The 17,636-nt window shown below is 35.5% G+C and carries 17 protein-coding genes and 2 pseudogenes; 3 read left to right on the top strand and 16 right to left on the bottom strand.

Going from position 1 to position 17,636, the window contains the following annotated elements:
• Positions 1-5: 5 nt before the first annotated feature.
• The 12 genes and pseudogenes from IGJ18_RS14060 to IGJ18_RS14005 all read right to left on the bottom strand — a co-directional run bounded on the left by IGJ18_RS14060 (position 6) and on the right by IGJ18_RS14005 (position 12,341).
• Positions 6-1,160: a glycosyltransferase family 4 protein gene (locus IGJ18_RS14060; protein ID WP_002323846.1), complete on the bottom strand. Its 1,155-nt coding sequence runs from the start codon at positions 1,158-1,160 to the stop codon at positions 6-8.
• 15 nt (positions 1,161-1,175) lie between these two features.
• The gene (locus IGJ18_RS14055; protein WP_002323845.1) at positions 1,176-2,321 is read right to left on the bottom strand and encodes a glycosyltransferase; all 1,146 of its coding nucleotides are present in this window, start codon (positions 2,319-2,321) and stop codon (positions 1,176-1,178) included.
• Between the two features lie 4 nt (positions 2,322-2,325).
• On the bottom strand, positions 2,326-3,522 hold the full coding sequence (locus IGJ18_RS14050; RefSeq protein ID WP_010738103.1) for an ATP-grasp domain-containing protein: 1,197 nt from the start codon (positions 3,520-3,522) through the stop codon (positions 2,326-2,328).
• The gene (locus IGJ18_RS14045) at positions 3,522-4,214 is read right to left on the bottom strand and encodes a sugar transferase (RefSeq protein ID WP_136771180.1); all 693 of its coding nucleotides are present in this window, start codon (positions 4,212-4,214) and stop codon (positions 3,522-3,524) included. The genes IGJ18_RS14050 and IGJ18_RS14045 overlap by 1 nt, the downstream gene beginning before the upstream one ends.
• Positions 4,204-5,214 carry an NAD-dependent epimerase/dehydratase family protein gene (locus IGJ18_RS14040; RefSeq protein ID WP_136771181.1) on the bottom strand — a complete coding sequence of 337 codons (1,011 nt, stop codon included), beginning with the start codon at positions 5,212-5,214 and terminating at the stop codon, positions 4,204-4,206. The genes IGJ18_RS14045 and IGJ18_RS14040 overlap by 11 nt, the downstream gene beginning before the upstream one ends.
• A 23-nt stretch (positions 5,215-5,237) precedes the next feature.
• Positions 5,238-6,458 carry a DegT/DnrJ/EryC1/StrS family aminotransferase gene (locus IGJ18_RS14035; RefSeq protein ID WP_010738106.1) on the bottom strand — a complete coding sequence of 407 codons (1,221 nt, stop codon included), beginning with the start codon at positions 6,456-6,458 and terminating at the stop codon, positions 5,238-5,240.
• Positions 6,459-6,471: 13 nt separating this feature from the next.
• Positions 6,472-8,289: a polysaccharide biosynthesis protein gene (locus tag IGJ18_RS14030; RefSeq protein ID WP_325822169.1), complete on the bottom strand. Its 1,818-nt coding sequence runs from the start codon at positions 8,287-8,289 to the stop codon at positions 6,472-6,474.
• Positions 8,290-8,302: 13 nt separating this feature from the next.
• Positions 8,303-9,067, bottom strand: a complete 765-nt coding sequence (locus IGJ18_RS14025; RefSeq protein WP_104674323.1) for a tyrosine-protein phosphatase — start codon at positions 9,065-9,067, stop codon at positions 8,303-8,305.
• Between the two features lie 27 nt (positions 9,068-9,094).
• On the bottom strand, positions 9,095-9,793 hold the full coding sequence (locus IGJ18_RS14020) for a CpsD/CapB family tyrosine-protein kinase (RefSeq protein WP_136771184.1): 699 nt from the start codon (positions 9,791-9,793) through the stop codon (positions 9,095-9,097).
• A gap of 12 nt (positions 9,794-9,805) precedes the next feature.
• On the bottom strand, positions 9,806-10,585 hold the full coding sequence (locus IGJ18_RS14015; RefSeq protein WP_136771185.1) for a YveK family protein: 780 nt from the start codon (positions 10,583-10,585) through the stop codon (positions 9,806-9,808).
• A 15-nt stretch (positions 10,586-10,600) separates the two neighbouring features.
• Positions 10,601-11,545, bottom strand: a complete 945-nt coding sequence (locus IGJ18_RS14010; RefSeq protein WP_136771186.1) for an LCP family glycopolymer transferase — start codon at positions 11,543-11,545, stop codon at positions 10,601-10,603.
• Between the two features lie 40 nt (positions 11,546-11,585).
• Positions 11,586-12,341 (bottom strand): annotated as a pseudogene (locus IGJ18_RS14005) (hypothetical protein).
• 821 nt (positions 12,342-13,162) lie between these two features.
• On the opposite strand from IGJ18_RS14005, the gene IGJ18_RS14000 reads away from it, so the two are divergent.
• Both IGJ18_RS14000 and IGJ18_RS13995 read left to right on the top strand, forming a co-directional pair.
• On the top strand, positions 13,163-13,840 hold the full coding sequence (locus tag IGJ18_RS14000) for a hypothetical protein (RefSeq protein WP_236592715.1): 678 nt from the start codon (positions 13,163-13,165) through the stop codon (positions 13,838-13,840).
• 188 nt (positions 13,841-14,028) lie between these two features.
• Positions 14,029-14,291 (top strand): annotated as a pseudogene (locus tag IGJ18_RS13995) (hypothetical protein).
• Between the two features lie 69 nt (positions 14,292-14,360).
• On the opposite strand, the gene IGJ18_RS13990 reads toward IGJ18_RS13995, so the two are convergent.
• The 4 genes from IGJ18_RS13990 to IGJ18_RS13975 all read right to left on the bottom strand — a co-directional run bounded on the left by IGJ18_RS13990 (position 14,361) and on the right by IGJ18_RS13975 (position 16,208).
• Entirely contained in the window at positions 14,361-14,717 is a 357-nt protein-coding gene (locus IGJ18_RS13990) for a type II toxin-antitoxin system PemK/MazF family toxin (protein WP_010738576.1), read from the bottom strand.
• A 3-nt stretch (positions 14,718-14,720) separates the two neighbouring features.
• Positions 14,721-14,942 carry a type II toxin-antitoxin system PemI/MazE family antitoxin gene (mazE, locus tag IGJ18_RS13985; RefSeq protein ID WP_010738575.1) on the bottom strand — a complete coding sequence of 74 codons (222 nt, stop codon included), beginning with the start codon at positions 14,940-14,942 and terminating at the stop codon, positions 14,721-14,723.
• Between the two features lie 621 nt (positions 14,943-15,563).
• Entirely contained in the window at positions 15,564-15,875 is a 312-nt protein-coding gene (locus tag IGJ18_RS13980; RefSeq protein WP_181916685.1) for a DMT family transporter, read from the bottom strand.
• 3 nt (positions 15,876-15,878) lie between these two features.
• Positions 15,879-16,208 (bottom strand): DMT family transporter, encoded by a 330-nt coding sequence (locus tag IGJ18_RS13975; protein WP_181916686.1) that lies wholly within the window; start codon positions 16,206-16,208, stop codon positions 15,879-15,881.
• 553 nt (positions 16,209-16,761) lie between these two features.
• Between IGJ18_RS13975 and IGJ18_RS13970 the strand changes: the two genes are divergently transcribed.
• A complete protein-coding gene (locus IGJ18_RS13970; protein WP_325822175.1) occupies positions 16,762-17,517 on the top strand; it encodes a MerR family transcriptional regulator in 756 nt (251 codons plus the stop codon).
• Positions 17,518-17,636: the final 119 nt, after the last annotated feature.

The raw sequence follows: 17,636 nt of genomic DNA, 5'->3' as shown, positions 1-17,636 counted from the left end.
TTTTCTTAAGAGCTTATAATTCGATTAAACATATCTATATGACCTTTAATTGCATCATCCTCGGCAATCTTCTTCTTGTAATACTCAACCGTATTATTTGATAATGAGTTAAACTCTTGGGTATTTAATACTGCTATTTTACCTATAGCTTCAACAAACGCTTCTTCATCCCCAAGGTTACATACATATCCTGCTATATTATCCAAATCATCCCAAGGAGTTGTTCCCTTACTTAAAATCACCGGACAACCATTAGCTAAGGATTCTGCTATAACATGACCATAATTTTCATTAATTGTCGGAAATAAGAAACAATCATACTTCTTAAATGTGCTTCCTACTTCGTCTGGAGCAAGTACTCGACAATAATTTAACTTCACATTAGTGGGAGCATTTTTCCCTATTTCCTCACATTCATCCCAATAATCCTGTGACTCTTTTGGTCCGTAAACATCAAAAATAACGTTATAATTTTTAACTTTGGTTGCTACTTCCACTGCAAATTTTAAGTTTTTCACTTCATGGATTCTTGATATAAATACTATTCGAATTTCTCCGGATTTTTTTTCATAGTCATCCCTATAATTATCCGGCATTACCGGTATATTCCTAACATATGAAATTCTATCTGCTGGAGCACCTATATAATATTTTAAGCCTTCAAATTCATCATCGCTGGTAGCATGAAACCATGCTCCTTTATAAAATCCTAAGCGCCTAGCTAAAAATAAATATGGTACTTTTTTATATGCTTTCAGATTTGTAACTCTATCTCGACTAACCTCTCCACGTGGAGAAAACAATACAGGAAAATTTAGTTTCCTACTCAACCGCATCGTATAAAGCTTGATTTCTGGATGAAGAATACCAGAAAACCACACTAGATCTGGTTTTAGATCAGTAAACAGCTTTTCAAGATGATTCATATTAAAATCAAAATATTTATCTGGGACATACAGAACTTTCGCTTTACCTACCTGGTTCCATCCTTTTTGAATATTAGGAAACTCTATGTTGTCACCAAAATCATGATTTAACGCAACAATATAAAACTGAAATTCATCACTACACGCCTCAACAGTATTTCTAATACTTGTTACCGGTCCACCACATCGCTTAGACGGTAAATACCAACCGTTAAAAATCAATATTTTTTTCATCTCGACACCTCTGTATTATAACTTACTCATCATTTCCTCAAATTGCTTTTCAAATGCTGTCTTACTAAAATATTTATCATACATATCTCTAGAGGCTTTTTTCATATTCCTTACTTCGTCCATTGAAACCGCACATATTTTTTCTACAACAGTATCCAAATTCTTCCTATCAACATTATATCCACATCTATTGTTTACCACTAAATCATGTGTATCGCCTGAAATATTATTTATCAAAGGTAATCCTGCTTCAAAATAATCTATACTTTTCATTGTCAGACCAACACATACGGTTTCTTTCATAATATTAAAAGCAAAACTGCATCTACTGTATATTTTAGATTTTTCAACCTCATCATAAACTATTCCATGATAATTGACTTCAATATTTTTTCCACTTAACTCAGAAATTAAATCTTGACGTTGTTCACCATCGCCAATAATGTGTACTATTGTCTTTTTCTTTACCGCTATTTTTTTTGAGATTTCTACTATCAAATCAACATCAATTATATTATTGATAGATCCAACATAAACTAGTTCTATACATTCATTCGAAATTTGTTCTTTAGGCAATTCCATTGTTGTACCATCTTTACATAAATATATGGTACCGCCTTTAATCTCCTTTATATTAGTGTTTACTAACTCTTTAAATAAATCGCATTCAAATATTGTAAAATCAGCCTTTGCAATGTATTTATCTCTTAATGAAGCCCATATCTTCATTGGAAACTTAAATAAAGTTTTCTTTTTTCCATTTATTGGCATTGTTTCTGGCCACATATCACCGAGTTCAAATATGAGCTTTGTTCCTTTAAAACTACTTTTGTTAGTGGCAAAATATTTAAAAAGGAAATTCGGAGGCCCACTAACATACAACAAATCCGGTTGCAATTGCAGGGCTCTCTTTACGCTTTTTCTTGCAAATATCCTATGGGATTGAATTCTTGAAAGTGATAAATTTCGCCTATATTCCGGCACCTTCAGCAATTCTAATCCTTTTCGATTGTTTTGATACTTTTCCTTATTTCTATGATCAAAATCAGAAGAAAGAATTTTTACGTTATATCCAATTTTCTGAAGATACTCCTCTACAAATTTAATTCTAACGTTGTAACTATAATTATCAAACGGAGTAACTATCACTGCTTTTTTCATATTCTTATTCCATCTCTACTTTTATTTTACTCATTGCACCGTTGCACATTCGAGCTGCCTCTTCCGCACTATCCCCCTGTGCAATCACAAATCCCATTCTCGCTGTACTACTGTCAATCTGTGTTATCGTTTCACCAATATCATGAGTAATACTAACTTGTTGAATACCTTCCATACGATTAGCATCCTCAACACCGTATATGTTCTTTATAACTCCTGCTGTTTGATTGAAATATCTTATTGCGCTACCCTTAGCAAACTTAGGAGTTATATCTGGTTTCTCTCCCAACGCTATTCTAATACAACACTCCACCATATTGACTCCTGTTGACAGCGTCACTAAATGTGTTGTAATATAATCACCGCCTAGTCTTGCACCAAGTTCTACAATCTTAGGGCCACTTTTCGTTACAATAATTTCTGTATGCGACGGGCCATTTGTAATTCCTAATGCTTTATTAGCGGATTTAGCTACTATCTTTATTTGTTCAGAAGTCGAATCAGAAAGTTTTGTTGGCTGTGTATGACCCATCTCCACAAAATGTGGGGAGCCAGTTGTAATCTTATCTGTGATCTGAATCACATGACATGTACCGTCGATTGTAAGTGTTTCTACGCTAACTTCTGGTCCTTCCATCCATTCCTCGACCACTACATCTCCATTTCTAGAAAATTCCTTGCTGTACTTGTAAGCCGCTTGAATCAGCTCAATATCTTCCCCACTTTCCAATTTAAAAATTCCTCTACTACCAGAATTATCAGCAGGCTTTACTATAATTGGAAATTGTAATGATAAAATAGCTTTCTCATATTCCACTTCATTCGAAACTTTATAAAACTCCGGAATCGATACATTATGTTCTTTAAGTACTTTTCGCATTTCAGCTTTGTTAGTCACTCTCAGAGCTGTATCACTGGTAATCCCAATTAGATCCAATTCCTTGGCCACAGCAGCTACGGTTCTCATTGGCATATCGCTTGCCAATGTCATAACACCATCTATCTTATGTCTTTTTGCGGCTTCCACAACGGCTGGGATATCTATTGTACTTATTATTTCAGGAATAACTCCTTCAACCTGCAATCCTATTGCTTCTGGATTCATATCGACTCCAACAACCTGTAATCCCATTTCTAATGCCTTCTCAATGGCAGGAAGCTGAAGGATACTCGCACCCAAAATCATTATTCTTTTATGCATTATTTAACCTCCGAAATATTTTCTGTTTTACTTCCATCTTCATTGAGAACATAGGTATTATCTGTTGTAGCATCTATTCTATTAACATTTTTGTGGCCCAGAACTGTAACTATAGTCATGAATACTATCTTTATATCAAACCAAAGCGATATATGCTTAACATAGTAAATATCATTTTTCAGTTTTTCTTTTGTTAAGACTGAATTTCTATTTACAGCCTGATTATATCCAGTAACACCAGGGCGTACTCTAAGAATAATCTTCTCCTCATATGTATAAGCAGCTGATCCTACAGGGGTATCTGGACGAGGGCCTATAAATGTCATATCTCCCTTAAAAATATTAATAATCTGCGGTAATTCATCTATACTCGTTTTCCTTGCAAATTTTCCAAACTTAGTTACGCGAGGATCATCGTCTCCATTATATGTGGAGCCATCAGCAAGACGTATATCTGGAGCATTTACTTTCATAGAACGCAACTTAAACATCTTAAATGTTTTTCCATATCTACCTGTTCTATTGGCCATATAAAATATCGGCCCGTGATCTTCCTTTTTGATGAAAATTGAAGAAAAACCAATTACAATTCCTACCGGAATTAACAATATTGTAGAACAAACAATATCGAAACTTCTTTTTATAAATCTATATCCTATACTCCCTGCTGGAGTCATTTTATTATTTAACATAATGGAAGAGCTCCTGATATTTATTGGAATCTAAATCTTTTTTATAATCTATCATCATAACTTTAAAGTCTGCATATTGGGGAACAAATCCAAAATCACGCTTTGCTTTATCCATAGAGAATATATATGAAGGAGTGTTATTAACCACTTCAGGTCTATAAGTGATCTTAGATTTTTTCTCCTTGCTTGGAGCCCACAACTCTGCAATAATCTCTGCCTGTTCTTGCAGTGTAACACCACGACCGGATGTCATGTTATACAGACCATATGTATGCTCACTTTTCATAGCTAAATAATATGCATGAGCTACATCTTTAACATATACAACATCACGGCTAAGATTTGGGTCACCAAAGATACAAATATCATCACCCACTGATGCATTATCAATAAATTTTTTCAATCCTGATTTCTTCAGTGTTCCATTAATGTAAAAACAATCATGAGGTCCTACTCCATATACAGGTGGAAATCTAAACCAGGCATTTTTCATGCCGTGCTGCTGATTATAGTACTCCATAGCATCATTAGCGGCGTTCTTTGAAAATACATACACAGCGTGATCACCTGTATATATAAAATCGCGTGGTTCGTCTTCGGTAATTATTTTCTTTCCCCATGCGCCTCTAACATCTGCATATGAACAGTTTGAAATAATTCTGTTTATTCTGTTTCTTCTACAATACTCAAGTACATTAATTGTTCCAATAGTGTTGACAGCAAAATATTCATCTGCATTTTCATCTTCATCTAAATTCACCTGTGCATTTGCCGGGAGCAGACCGCTCAGGAGAATCACTCCATCTATACCTTCCTTCGGAAGCTGCTCAAAATCTTCCTTATGGGTTAAATTTAAATTAATGTATTGAACTCCAAGTTTATCATAATGTTCTTTAAACTTGTTATTTCTACCAGTAACAATTACCTGTTCTCCTTGTTTTAAAAATTCAGCAACAGTATAAACACCAATAAAACTGGATGCCCCCATAACAATATACATATGATGCTCTCCTTTATTTTTGTTTAAATATATTCCTTCACAATGTCACTATAGTTATCGATTACATATGCAATCTCTTCATCCGTCAGTTTTGTATGAAGTGGCAGTGTGATTTCATTAGCAAAATGCGCATAAGCATTCATATAATTCTTAATGTCAAATCCAAGTTTCTTATATGCAGTGTGCATTGGCAGTGGCTTATAATGTACATTACAAGCAATTCCTCTCTCTGCCATCCTAATGATAATTTCATTTCTTTGCTCCGGTGTGATTTCTGGAATGCGTGTGATGTATAGATGACCGGAACTCTGGTATTTGTCTGTATAATGATTCAGTACCTCAATCCCAATCGGCTTAAACGAATCATCATATTTTGCAATGATGTCTTTACGTTTTGCAAGCAGTCTAGGATAACGCTCGAACTGAGCTAAACCAATTGCAGCAGTTACGTCTGTCATATTGCATTTGTACCATGGACCTACAATATCGTACTCCCATGCACCCAACTGTGTTTTAGCAAGTGCATCTTTTGACTGTCCATGCAAAGAAAGCAACTGGCATTGATTATACATTGCCTTATTATCTAGTTTTTCGTGCTCTTTCCATACTAAAGCTCCACCTTCTGCAGTTGTAAAATTCTTAACAGCATGAAATGAAAAAGTTGTCAAATCAGCAACATTACCAACCATATGATCATGCCAATTAGCTCCAAACGCATGAGCAGAATCTGCCATAACAATTATACGACCATAAGCTTTCTGAATCTCATTACTAGGTTGAAATAAATTTCTTTTTTTCTCCACAATCTCAAAAATACGGTCGTAGTCACAAGGTATACCACCAAGATCAACAGGAATAATCACTTTTGTCTTCTCCGTAATTGCTGCTTCTAATGCATCGTAATCCATCTCCAAAGAATCTTGTTGACAGTCTACTAAAACTAGGTTCGCGCCTATGTGGCATACAACCGATGCACTGGCAGAATAAGTATAAGCTGGGACGATAACCTCATCATTTTCTCCTATTCCCAGCAAACGTAACCCTGTTTCTGCAGCAGCAGTTTGTGAATTTAAACAAACTACTTTAGAAGTTCCTAACCACTTTGTAATTTTTTTTTCTAATTCTTTTGTCTTTGGTCCCGTAGTTATCCATCCAGATTTTAATACTTCTACAACGTTTTTTATTTCTAAATCAGTAATATCTGGCGGTGAAAATGGTATCTGACGTTTTTCTAATTTATTCATTTATATTTTCCCCCTACTTATTTGAAGCATTTGCAAAAGTGACGATCTCTTTAGCCAATTGTTCGTCGTCTTGCGGCAGGCTCTTGACAAAATCCATCACTGTTTGCATGGAGTAACCTTTGATGTTTCCCACAAAGATCTTCTCGTAAACTGCTTCATCGTTTCTTTCCTTATCTAACAATAGTTCTTCATATAGTTTTTCCCCTGGACGGATACCTGTTTCAATGATTTCGATCTCGTCTTCGCTGTATCCGCTCAATCGGATCATGTTTTTGGCTAGATCTACGATTTTCACTGGTTCGCTCATGTCTAAAATAAAGATTTCGCCGCCTTTTGCTAATGCACCAGATTGAATAACTAAACGACTAGCTTCAGGAATCGTCATGAAATATCGGGTCATACGAAAGTCTGTTACGGTGACTGGCCCTCCTTGAGCAATTTGTTCTCTGAATACTGGGATCACACTACCACGAGAACCAAGGACATTCCCAAATCTGACAACTGAGAATTTCGTACAGCCTTCTTCATTCAACCCAGTCACGATCATTTCAGCAATTCGTTTTGTTGAACCCATGACATTTGGGGGATTGTTAGCTTTATCTGTCGATACCATGACGAAGTTTTTCACTCTTGCTGCTTTAGCTGCTTCTGCTACATTTTTTGTACCGAAAATATTGTTTTTGACTGCTTCTTTTGGATTATATTCCATCAGTGGTACATGTTTATGAGCAGCTGCATGGTAGACAATATCTGGATGATATTGTTCCATGATCTCATTGATTTTCTCGCGATCTTGGATATCTGCGATGATCGGTACGATTTCTGTAGGATAATTTTGATGATGCGTGCGTAACTCACGGTCAATCAAGTAGATCGAGTTCTCCCCATGTCCTAAAAGCAATAGCTTTGCAGGATTGAATTGAATGATTTGCCGACAGATTTCTGAACCGATCGATCCTCCTGCGCCGGTGACAAGAATGACTTTGTCTGTGATCTGATCTTTGATGGATTCAATATCCAGCTTTACCTCATCTCTTCCCAGTAAATCCACTACGTCAATTGTTTTTAATTTTGATACACTAATTTTTCCTGAAGCAAGTTCTTCTATAGAAGGCATCGTGTTGACTTTCACACGAGCGGATTCGACTAACTCGAAGATTCTTCGTAATTTTTTTCTTGATAAGGAAGGAATAGCGATCGTTACCATTTGAATGTCATATTTTTCAATCAATTCCGGAATATCTTTTAATGCACCTAATACTTTTTTTCCTGAAAGATACGTATTTCTTTTATTTGGATCATCATCTACAAACCCGACAACGTGGATATCTTGAGCTGTTTTGGATCCAAGAAAGCTGTTGTATAAAATACGCCCGCCTTCGCCAGCACCAACGATCAAGGTATTTTTAGCAGAATCTGCTGATACATATCTCATATTTTTTGTTTCGATGTAGATACGCCAGATCAATCGGCTAGCGATGATCAATAAGAGCGAAAGCAGATAAGCAAAGATAACTAACCGTAAACTGTATCGCCGATTAATGAACAGCAGTATGAGGATACTTGAGGCAGCACTTGCAGATAGTGAACTAAAAATTGCAATGATTTCTCTTAAATTTGTATAGCGATTGATCCGAGTGAAAACTTTGAATAAACTACCATAAAATAAATAAAAACCAATCGACAAACCGATAGAGATTAAAATAAGGTCCATTGATATAGATACAAACGGCTTCATGAATTTAGCTGCTGCAATATTTGCAGCGATTAATAACAAGCTGTCCACAACAACCAATGTGGCAATTTTTCTTCTTCTTGTTAATATAAACACTTTTTAACTCCCCCTAAAATAAACCAAACTTCTTCTTTTTTACCTCTTCATAGATTGGATAACTGATCTCATCCCCGTTGATCAGATCCTTTGCGACTTGTTTCATCTGTACTACTTTTTCCTTACCAAAGTCCTTGGCAATCTGCTCATAGCACTCTTTTAAGTAAAACGTGCGCTTAGAGACCCCGTGTGCATCAGAAGCAGCCATCTGCACGAGATTATGTTTGACCATTGTTTTGGCTGTTTTCTGGATGTCTTTGCCAAATACACCAACATAACTTGGCGCAGTAAGTTGGGCCAAACATCCCATATCTAGAAACGGAAGCAAATGATTCGGGTCTTTACGAAAATGCGCGTTGCGTTCTGGATGGACGATCACTGGTGTCTTTCCTAGTTGTAACAACTCAAAAAAGAGCCGTTCTGCATATAACGGCACTTCCAGTGTCGGAAATTCGATTAGAAGATATGTATCATCTAAATCTGTAAATAAAATTTCATCTCGGTGGATGTCTTCAATCAGTGTTCCGGTAATACGTACTTCTTGTCCTTCCAATAACGTCAAAGGCAATTGTCTTTTTTCTAATTCTGCTTGTAACGAAGCGACTAGAGAAATGACTTGTGATTTTTCATTGCTGTATTTTCCATTATTGTGATGGGGTGTGCATAAAATATGTGTGATCCCTTGTTGAATCGCTTTTTCAGCCATGGCGATACTGGCATCTAAGTTTTCTGCTCCGTCATCAATTCCTGGCAGGATATGGCAATGTAGATCAATCATTTCTCTTGTCTCCTCTCTTTTTATTTCTTAATTCCCGTAGTAATAGCCAGCATCTTTGCTGTGTTCTGCCCCATTGTATACAACACCAAGGACTCGCGCTTGTACCATATCTAACAGTTCTTTTGCTTTAGTCAATGATTCTTTACGTGACGTATTTTCCCGTACGACCAATAAGGTGCCATCCGTTTTTGAAGACATGATCTGTGCATCTGTTACGACAACGACTGGCGGTATGTCGAAGATCACTACATCAAATAGTTGTCTTGCTTCTGCTAAAATCTGATCCATTCTTGGCGAGCTTAGTAACTCTGATGGATTTGGTGGTTTAGGTCCACTTGGCAGAATCGACAAATTGTCGACTGGTGTTCGTTGGATCTCATCTGCTACACTTCCTGATGAACTAAGGACAGTACTTAATCCGCTTGCGTTGTTCAACTTGAACGTTTTATAGATGACGGGCTTACGTAAGTCTGCATCGACTAGCAGCACCCGTTGACCAGATTTGGCAAAAACAACGGCAATGTTTGCTGCAGTGGTAGATTTCCCTTCTTCAGGTCCTGATGAAGTCACAACAATCGTTTTGATTTGCTGACCAGCTGCGGAGGCAAACTGGATATTCGTCCGAATCGTACGATATTGTTCGGCTATTAGTGAAGAGGGGTTTGTTAGTGTGACCAAACTGACTGCATGAGTTTGGGTTGCTTTTTGTTTCTGTGTTCGTGCCATTTTTCTTTCCTCCTAGACTCTTGAGCGGCTTCTGCGTGATGGCGCTGTTTTATCGTTTGTAGCTTTTGGTTGTGTCGGAGCTGTTCCTTTTTTACGGATACCAGCATTCAATTCTTTCGCTGACATTTCTGGTACAGTCCCTAAGATTGGAAAGCCTAATGTATCCGTCACATATTTTTCATCTTTTACTGTCCGGTCGAGTAATTCAAATAAGAAAGCTAGACCTACACCTACCATCATTCCTGACACTAAGCCAATCACTAGATTCAATTTATTATTTGGCGAAACAGGTGTCGTATTGGCAACTGCACCTGAGATAATCGAGATTTTATCGACATTCATCACATCTTTGGCGTTCTCTTGGAATACTTGTGACGTTGTATTAGCGATTTGTTGAGCCGTCACTGCATTTGTGCTTGTTGCTTGGATCGAGAACATTTGTGAATTTTGTGACTGATTGACGGAGATGGCATCTTTGATTTGTCCAGCAGTCATTTTCACATTGTCTTCTGTTTCTAAACGATCTTTGACTTCATTTAGTACTAGATCACTGACGATCATATCTTTATACGTATTGATCATTTGCAGGTTCGTATTGACATCATTGACATTTACAGTATCTGATTGTGGCATTGTCACAATCAATTGGGCTTGTGAGCTGTATTTTGGTGTCAAGATGAAAAACGTCACGATGCCTGAGATGGCCAAACCAGCAAACATTGAGATGAGGATTGTTATCACGTGTTTGCGTAATGTTTCAAAAATTTCTTTCAAGCTGATTGTATCTTCCATTTTTTCTCCACTTTCCTATTTATTCTCTAGATTCATTTGATCTTTTAATTCTTTTTTCACACGGTCAAGTTCTTGATCGCTGACTTTTTGGTATGAGATATTGTCTTGCATGAAGCCTTCTCCTTGCAGCTGATCTTGCTTGATCGTACCAAATGCCTCCCAATAATCTAAAGCAATCTTTTTCATTTCATCAAAGCTCATGTCTGTTTTCATATTCGACTCTAGAGCATTCAAAACGGATTGATAGTTGCTGACACCGTTTAGACTCAATACTTTTTTCGCTACACCTTCTACGATCTTTCTTTGACGCTCTTGTCTACCATAGTCACCGTTTGGATCTTCATAACGCATACGAGAATAAGATAATGCCTGATCCCCGTTCAATGTGATTTTACCGATCGTAAAATCATAGCCATCTTGTGAGAAGGTGAGGTCATTATTGACTTCGATACCACCAACTGCATCAACGAGTTCTTTTAGACCTTTCATATTGATTGAAACATAGTGATCGATTGGGATGTCTACATATTTTTGTACGGTATCCATTGCCATGGCAGCTCCGCCGAATGCGTAAGCGTGGTTGATCTTGTCTTTTGTGTCATGACCAACGATGTCGACATACGTATCCCGAGGAATGCTGACAATCGTTGTCTGTTTATCTTCAGGACTGACTGTGGCAACCATCATCGTATCTGATCGTCCTTGATCGACCCGTCCTAAATCTCCCGTATCGATCCCCATCAATAGGACAGAGAAGGATTCTTGTTTGTCCAGATCAACTGGTTTTGTTCGTTCTCCTTGGGTTCGTTCCACTGATTCGTAAGTTTTTTCAATAGAATGTGAGAGATCTAGATATAATTTTGCTCCTACTCCTACGATTGCTAATACTAATACGACAAGAATTGCTAAAATAATTAGAAATATCTTTTTCCCTCTTGATTTTCTTCTTCGTTTTGCCATAGTTTCCTCCGTTTGCTAGCCTTGCTTGAATTCTCGCTTATTAATAGCTCGTATTGCTATAGCCCATTTGCTGAGCGACTGTTTCTGCTTTTGACGCGTATACGGATCTTATTTTTTCATTCCGGATCTGTTCGATGAGACTGAGTGCGGTCAAATATTGATCGTAAGTAGCAGTAGCTGTTACTTGACCGTCTTTCAGCATCGTATCGAATAGCTGATCTAGTTGCGTGACTTGTGCAATTTGGGTATCAGCGAATCCTAGATATTGCATAACGACTGTTTTCCAAGCACTATCCTTAAAAAAGCTCATATTTTCACGTACATGGGCGACATCTGCACTTGCCAACTTTTCTTTGATGATGACATCATCCACAGCTTGCTGCCAGTTTGATACGTTTTTAGTAAATAATTTATTGACAGCCGTCTGGATCTTCAGTTTTGATCCTGCATCCTCTAACTGCGTTAAGACTGCTTTCTTTTCTTCTTAGATCGCAGCAGCTTCTTTAGGTAATTCTGATTCCTTGATGTCATAATCATCTGCCGAAAGTTTGATAGAAGATAGTTTATGTGACAAATTTGAAACTGTTTCTTCTGTTATTTCAGGATTTAGGAAAATTTTTTCTTTTGTACTGTACAGCTTATCTACTTCTTTTGATAAAGAGGTCACGGTGTCTTTTTGATTGGTGATGGCAGATTCTGCGTAATTGATCCGTTGATGATGTTGCCGCTGATTATTGATATGGTATCCAAACAAACAGATCGCAATAGCACCTGCACCTACCACCACAGTAGTCAATTACTTGATGAATGGCTTTTCCATAGATTCACTCCTAAGTATGGATGATAGATAAATTAAGATATAATTCACTTACATAAAAATGACAGCTGTCACTTTTCTTTTTAAATGGCATAAATTTTTAATTTTATTTGACAGAAACTATAAATGTTTAATTGCTAAGAACATCGTTCAAAATAATTGGTGGATTTTCTTAGCTCTTATTTTAAAACAAAGTGTTCAGAAAATCGTAGTTTTTTGATAAAATAGTATTGGTAAACGTCCATACTATAGGCTTTATAGGTACTGTCCATTAGTGAAGTTTCAGGCAGTACCTATCTTTATTAATTTGGCATATAGATGTTATACTCAAGATGCAGTAAGGTAGCATTTTTTATTTGTTTTTGAAGTAATTTTCTGAGCTATGTTTACGCATAGCTTTTTTTATTCATAGTATATCATTTGATAAATTACCAATATATTAAAGGAGAGAAGTCACCAAATAAATTATTTGATGACTACGTGAAATGATATAGAGATTATAAAGTTTTAAGAATATTGGATGATACAAACAAATATAACAAAAAAATAGTTTTAACCATTTCAAAAAATTTAAAATAAAAAGAAAAAGAAAAAATAAAAAAGATAGGTACTGCTCATTGATGAAGTTTCAAGCAGTACTTATCTTTTTCATTTGACATATAGATGTTATACTCAAGACGTAGTTACGATAGCATTTTTTGTCTGTTTCTGAAGCAAATTTAGGGGCTATGTTTACGCATAGCTTTTTTCATTAATAGCATATCATTTGATAAATTGCTAATATATTAAATGAAGAGGAAGTGAATAAGTTGTTAGTAGAAGCTGTTCATGTTCAACCAGCACATGGAAGAATAAATGATTCCGTCTACTTAAAAAATAAGAAATTTACTTTTCGTGTAGCTGAAAAATTAGAAAAAAAGATTCTAAAGGGAATGCTTGTGTATTCTAAAGATGGTCAATTGGTTTATGTAAAAAACATAATTACTGGTAGATCCGAAGAAGAAGAAAATAAGTATACTGCGATTATTAGTAAAATTTTTAATGAAGCACCGAGTATTCTCCCTGTAAAAAAAGGAGAAAAGTTACCTAAAATACGATTAATAAACAAAAAGACAATTTTTGAAGGGCTATTTTTAGAATTAAAAGATAAGACCTTACACAAAACCAAGCAAAAGGTTTATTTCAAAGCACCATCAACTGTTCATAAAAAAATTGGCATAGGAGATATTGTGATCTTTTCTGTTAAAGATAAAAAGTACCATGTATTAATTATCCAAGTCTACAAACCAACAGAATTGAATAAAGAAGTATCTTTCATTCAACCGAAATTTAAACCATTTTTTTTGAAAAAAGTTGCGAAAGGCTTTAAAAAAACAGACTATATCACTATATCAGGGGAAGAAAGTAGTGCAGCTTCTGATAAAAAGCAACAAATAAATCGTAAACGTCCGTTTACAATAAGAAAAACAAGCAAATAATAATTTATATTTAGTGATAAGATAAATAGTAGTAGATGTTCAATTGTTATTGTAGGTACTGCTTGTTAAAGAAGTTTCCAGCAGTGCTATATTTTTTCTATTATATAAGTGAGTTATACTAGTCCTGTAGTTAACTAATTAATGGTGATAAGTGATATTATTATGAAACTATATTAGGGGCGAGAAATGTGGAACATTTAGTAGGAGTATTAGACAAAATAAGAGTTATAAATATGATCCTCTAATGATCCGATTTACGTTAACTACTATTCACAAACCCTATTATTGTATTGTGGCCAAAAAAGAGTTAGCGACGAAGATACTAATGTTAGAGGACGGAAAATATAATGTAGTAGTTAACGGACACTACAATAGAATAAATCAGTTAGTTGTGTCATTATTCAATGTTAAAAATTCTGATCATATTACTAGGCTAATAGGTCTTCAGTGAAAATATATCTAATATTTTTGAGATTAATAAGTAATGAAAAAAACTCACCTATGTAGCAGGATGAGCTTTTTATTCTCCCAATAAAGTATCAAAGCTAAAAATCATGTTTATTGTTTGTGCTACTTGTCCAAGTTCTGACAATGTTGCTTTTTCTATTTTTTTCCAGTGGCGTGCTTTATAGTCTAAAGTTTTTACTTGTAAAGCATTGACATAACCTTTTATCTGATGATTTTCATTTAGTGGAATAAAATGTTCTTTTTTGGTGCTTGTGATTGGGCAAACAGCTACCAATCCAGTAACTAGATTATAGTTATCGGTGCTTACAACTAGAGCTGGTCGTCTTTTTTGAATTTCTCGTCCTGCACTAGGATTGAAATTTATAGTTATAATATCCCCTTGTTTAGGAAATTCTTTAGGTTTATCCATTTTTTAAAGAATTTCCTTTCCAATGGGTTTATCGTCTGGGAATCCTGAACTTGCATCGATTTTTTTACCTGCAGCAGCTGCTGCATCAAAAATATTTGCTTGTTTTTTGATAAACGTGATTGAATCATCGTCTCCTTTAACAGCTAAGTAGTCAACATTTTCATTAATGCCGAACTTAGTTGGAACAGTTAAAACAATTGCATTTCCTTGTCGTCTAGTTTTCATAAAAAAACTCCTCTATTTAATTTATTACTATTATAATACAAGTTGTAAGTAAATACAATGTATTCATTTATGTGGTTATTCTTATAAAAAATAATCAGGCAGAAAATGTTCATAAAATCCTGATTTTGTGAACACAATTGAATGGATGGCTAACTAATGATAAAACAAAATGACATAACAAAAAACTCGAAGGTAAATAAACTATGTCACGATATACAGCACCAAGTAGAGGACACCGAACGGAGAGCAGGCGACAAGTCATATCCGGCGTGTGGCGGAAGTTCTCGAAGATATGGCACTTATAACTCGTCTCCTTCTCGTATTAATCATACTTAGTCCTAATAGAAACAAAGAAGTAAGTTGAACTTCATCAGGTTCTACTATTTGATATAAACCTGAAGAATATGAACACTTACCTCAGTGCGTAAAAGAGTGGAGGAACGTTCTTAAATACCTGATTTAAGAGATGTACTTCTTTGTCACACATGGGATGATCGTAAAAATGTGGCTAAATTATCCGAGTAAGTAATTCTATAATAAAAAGATGGGGTCTAAACAGAGCCCATCTTTTTCAAATTGAAATTTATACCATTTAAAAAGAAAAGTGGCAAATTTAATTAGCTAACTAAGTTTTAGACCAATCACAGAGACTAAAATAATAGTCATGGAAACAAATTGTAGCCAGTTCATTTTTTCTTTAAATAAAAATACTACAAGGATCATTGAGCCGATGGAACCAAAAGCTACCCAAATACTATAACTAACCCCAACTTCTAATGTGTTCATTGAATGTGATAAAAGTAGTAAACTAGAAGCTGCAGAAATAATAGTTATAATACTCCAATTTATTTTTTTAAATCCGTGTGAATTTTTAAGAGAAAAGACCATTATAATCTCTGCTATTCCTGCTAGTATAAGATAAAATATATCCACAGATCACTCCTCCTTCGTTGTGATTTTTAGACCCAAAATGCCTATAACTAATAATGCAGAAAACAATATTTTCTGTACAGATACACTTTCTTTCAGAAATAAAATACCAAAAACGATTGTTCCGACTGCGCCTATTCCAGTAAACACTGTATATGCTGCTCCAGTAGGTAAGTTTTCCATACCTTTAGCAAATAAATAAAAGCTAATAACAACGAGCAAAATCGTCAAAATGGAATAGAAAAAATGATGGAAATTCTCTGATTTCTTCAAACAAAGAACCAAAAAAATTTCTAAAAAACCTCCAAAAATAACGTAAAGCCAGTTCTTTTCCATTTCGTACCTCCTTGAGAAAAATTAGATATTAGAATACAAAAAAAGGATTGGATAAGAGTAATCTTATCCAATCCCTGAGGATCCTCCGATATTCGAGAAATATTTTAATATATTTTCCTGTTAAAGTAAAGAATATCTTCTATGCTGTATAGTCAAACTTCAAGCAAATTATGCATATTGGATTTAAAACAATATAAAAATAAAAGAAAATACTTGACTCTACATCAGTTGTAGATTTTATAATTGAAGTATCGTCAGCACAACTGCTGTTTCCATTTGGTTACAGGTCATGCATATACTCATAGTAATTATCATAAGAACGAGATCGTCAGCATCGGACAGTCAGTCGTCGCGGAAAATCAGAAACAAACAAGACAAGATAGCGCTTGTTTCTGTACCTGCATAAAATCCGGTCTGTCCTTTCTACACACCATTCTTGTGATTGCACTAATATGTATCCTATGGAGTTATCCAACATAAATCAACACTTATTCAGACGGAGGGATAAGGTATGAATTGGAAGAATCTCTTTCCAATATGAAAAGTATCAAAACTGTTTCATATCAGTGTTAGTAGTTTGCGACACTATGAGAATATCGGTCTGCTTACGCCTGAATACATTTCACCGGACTCTGGCTATCGCTATTATGGTTCAGAACAATTTGAGGTTCTCAATACAATCCGCTATCTGCGAGCACTGGACATGCCCTTATCTGAAATTGAGGATTTTCTCAAAAATAAAGACATTGAGCTTATTAAGGAAAAGCTGTTTCAACAGAAACAGATAATCTTGAAAAAGCAACAAGAATTAAAACGTATAGAACAAAAGATTGATCACCGTTTAAACTCGTTGTTGGATGTTGAAAATACGTTGCTTGATACTGTTTCCCTAATACAGCTACCACCTTGTCGTGTTGTTTGGGTAGACAATCTAATGAAAGTAGATAGCTCTCTGGATATGGAAGCATCAATCAGAAAGTTAGATCAATCCGATGCGGAAGCTGTTGTCTTTCTCGAAAAGGTTGGTCTAGGCATTTCCATAGAGCATTTGCAAAAATCAGAAACAACGAAGTATGACGGCATCTTTCTAATATTAGATCAAGAGGATGTTTACACAGGCGAAACGCTTACTCTGCCTGATACTCTCTGTGTGCGGCTTCGTTTCCGTGGGAGTCATACGGATTCTCCCGAACATTATAAAAAGCTGCTGAGATATATCAAAAAGCACAAAATGCAAATCGTGGGCTTTTATCGTGAGGTCACACTCATTGACTACGGTATTACCAATAATAGGCTCTATACTTTTTGATGTTGATTGTTACCTGCTTGGTGCTTCTCAAATTTTCCGAAGATACTAGTTTTATCTCACCGTTTATTCGTATTTAGAAATACTAGAAGAGACTGAGACAAGTTTTGTCCCAGTCTCTT

Origin of the sequence: Enterococcus sp. AZ078 (genome assembly GCF_051714985.1) — a bacterium.
GTDB classification, from domain to species: Bacteria; Bacillota; Bacilli; order Lactobacillales; family Enterococcaceae; genus Enterococcus_B; species Enterococcus_B hirae.
This window is presented reverse-complemented; position numbering and strand designations above follow the sequence as displayed.

Coding starts and splice junctions, on each gene's coding strand:
- IGJ18_RS14060 (WP_002323846.1), bottom strand. CDS start 1,160: ATGAAAAAAATATTGATTTTTAACGGTTGGTATTTACCGTCTAAGCGA.
- IGJ18_RS14055 (WP_002323845.1), bottom strand. CDS start 2,321: ATGAAAAAAGCAGTGATAGTTACTCCGTTTGATAATTATAGTTACAAC.
- IGJ18_RS14050 (WP_010738103.1), bottom strand. CDS start 3,522: ATGCATAAAAGAATAATGATTTTGGGTGCGAGTATCCTTCAGCTTCCT.
- IGJ18_RS14045 (WP_136771180.1), bottom strand. CDS start 4,214: ATGTTAAATAATAAAATGACTCCAGCAGGGAGTATAGGATATAGATTT.
- IGJ18_RS14040 (WP_136771181.1), bottom strand. CDS start 5,214: ATGTATATTGTTATGGGGGCATCCAGTTTTATTGGTGTTTATACTGTT.
- IGJ18_RS14035 (WP_010738106.1), bottom strand. CDS start 6,458: ATGAATAAATTAGAAAAACGTCAGATACCATTTTCACCGCCAGATATT.
- IGJ18_RS14025 (WP_104674323.1), bottom strand. CDS start 9,067: ATGATTGATCTACATTGCCATATCCTGCCAGGAATTGATGACGGAGCA.
- IGJ18_RS14020 (WP_136771184.1), bottom strand. CDS start 9,793: ATGGCACGAACACAGAAACAAAAAGCAACCCAAACTCATGCAGTCAGT.
- IGJ18_RS14015 (WP_136771185.1), bottom strand. CDS start 10,585: ATGGAAGATACAATCAGCTTGAAAGAAATTTTTGAAACATTACGCAAA.
- IGJ18_RS14010 (WP_136771186.1), bottom strand. CDS start 11,545: ATGGCAAAACGAAGAAGAAAATCAAGAGGGAAAAAGATATTTCTAATT.
- IGJ18_RS13990 (WP_010738576.1), bottom strand. CDS start 14,717: ATGGATAAACCTAAAGAATTTCCTAAACAAGGGGATATTATAACTATA.
- mazE (WP_010738575.1), bottom strand. CDS start 14,942: ATGAAAACTAGACGACAAGGAAATGCAATTGTTTTAACTGTTCCAACT.
- IGJ18_RS13975 (WP_181916686.1), bottom strand. CDS start 16,208: ATGGAAAAGAACTGGCTTTACGTTATTTTTGGAGGTTTTTTAGAAATT.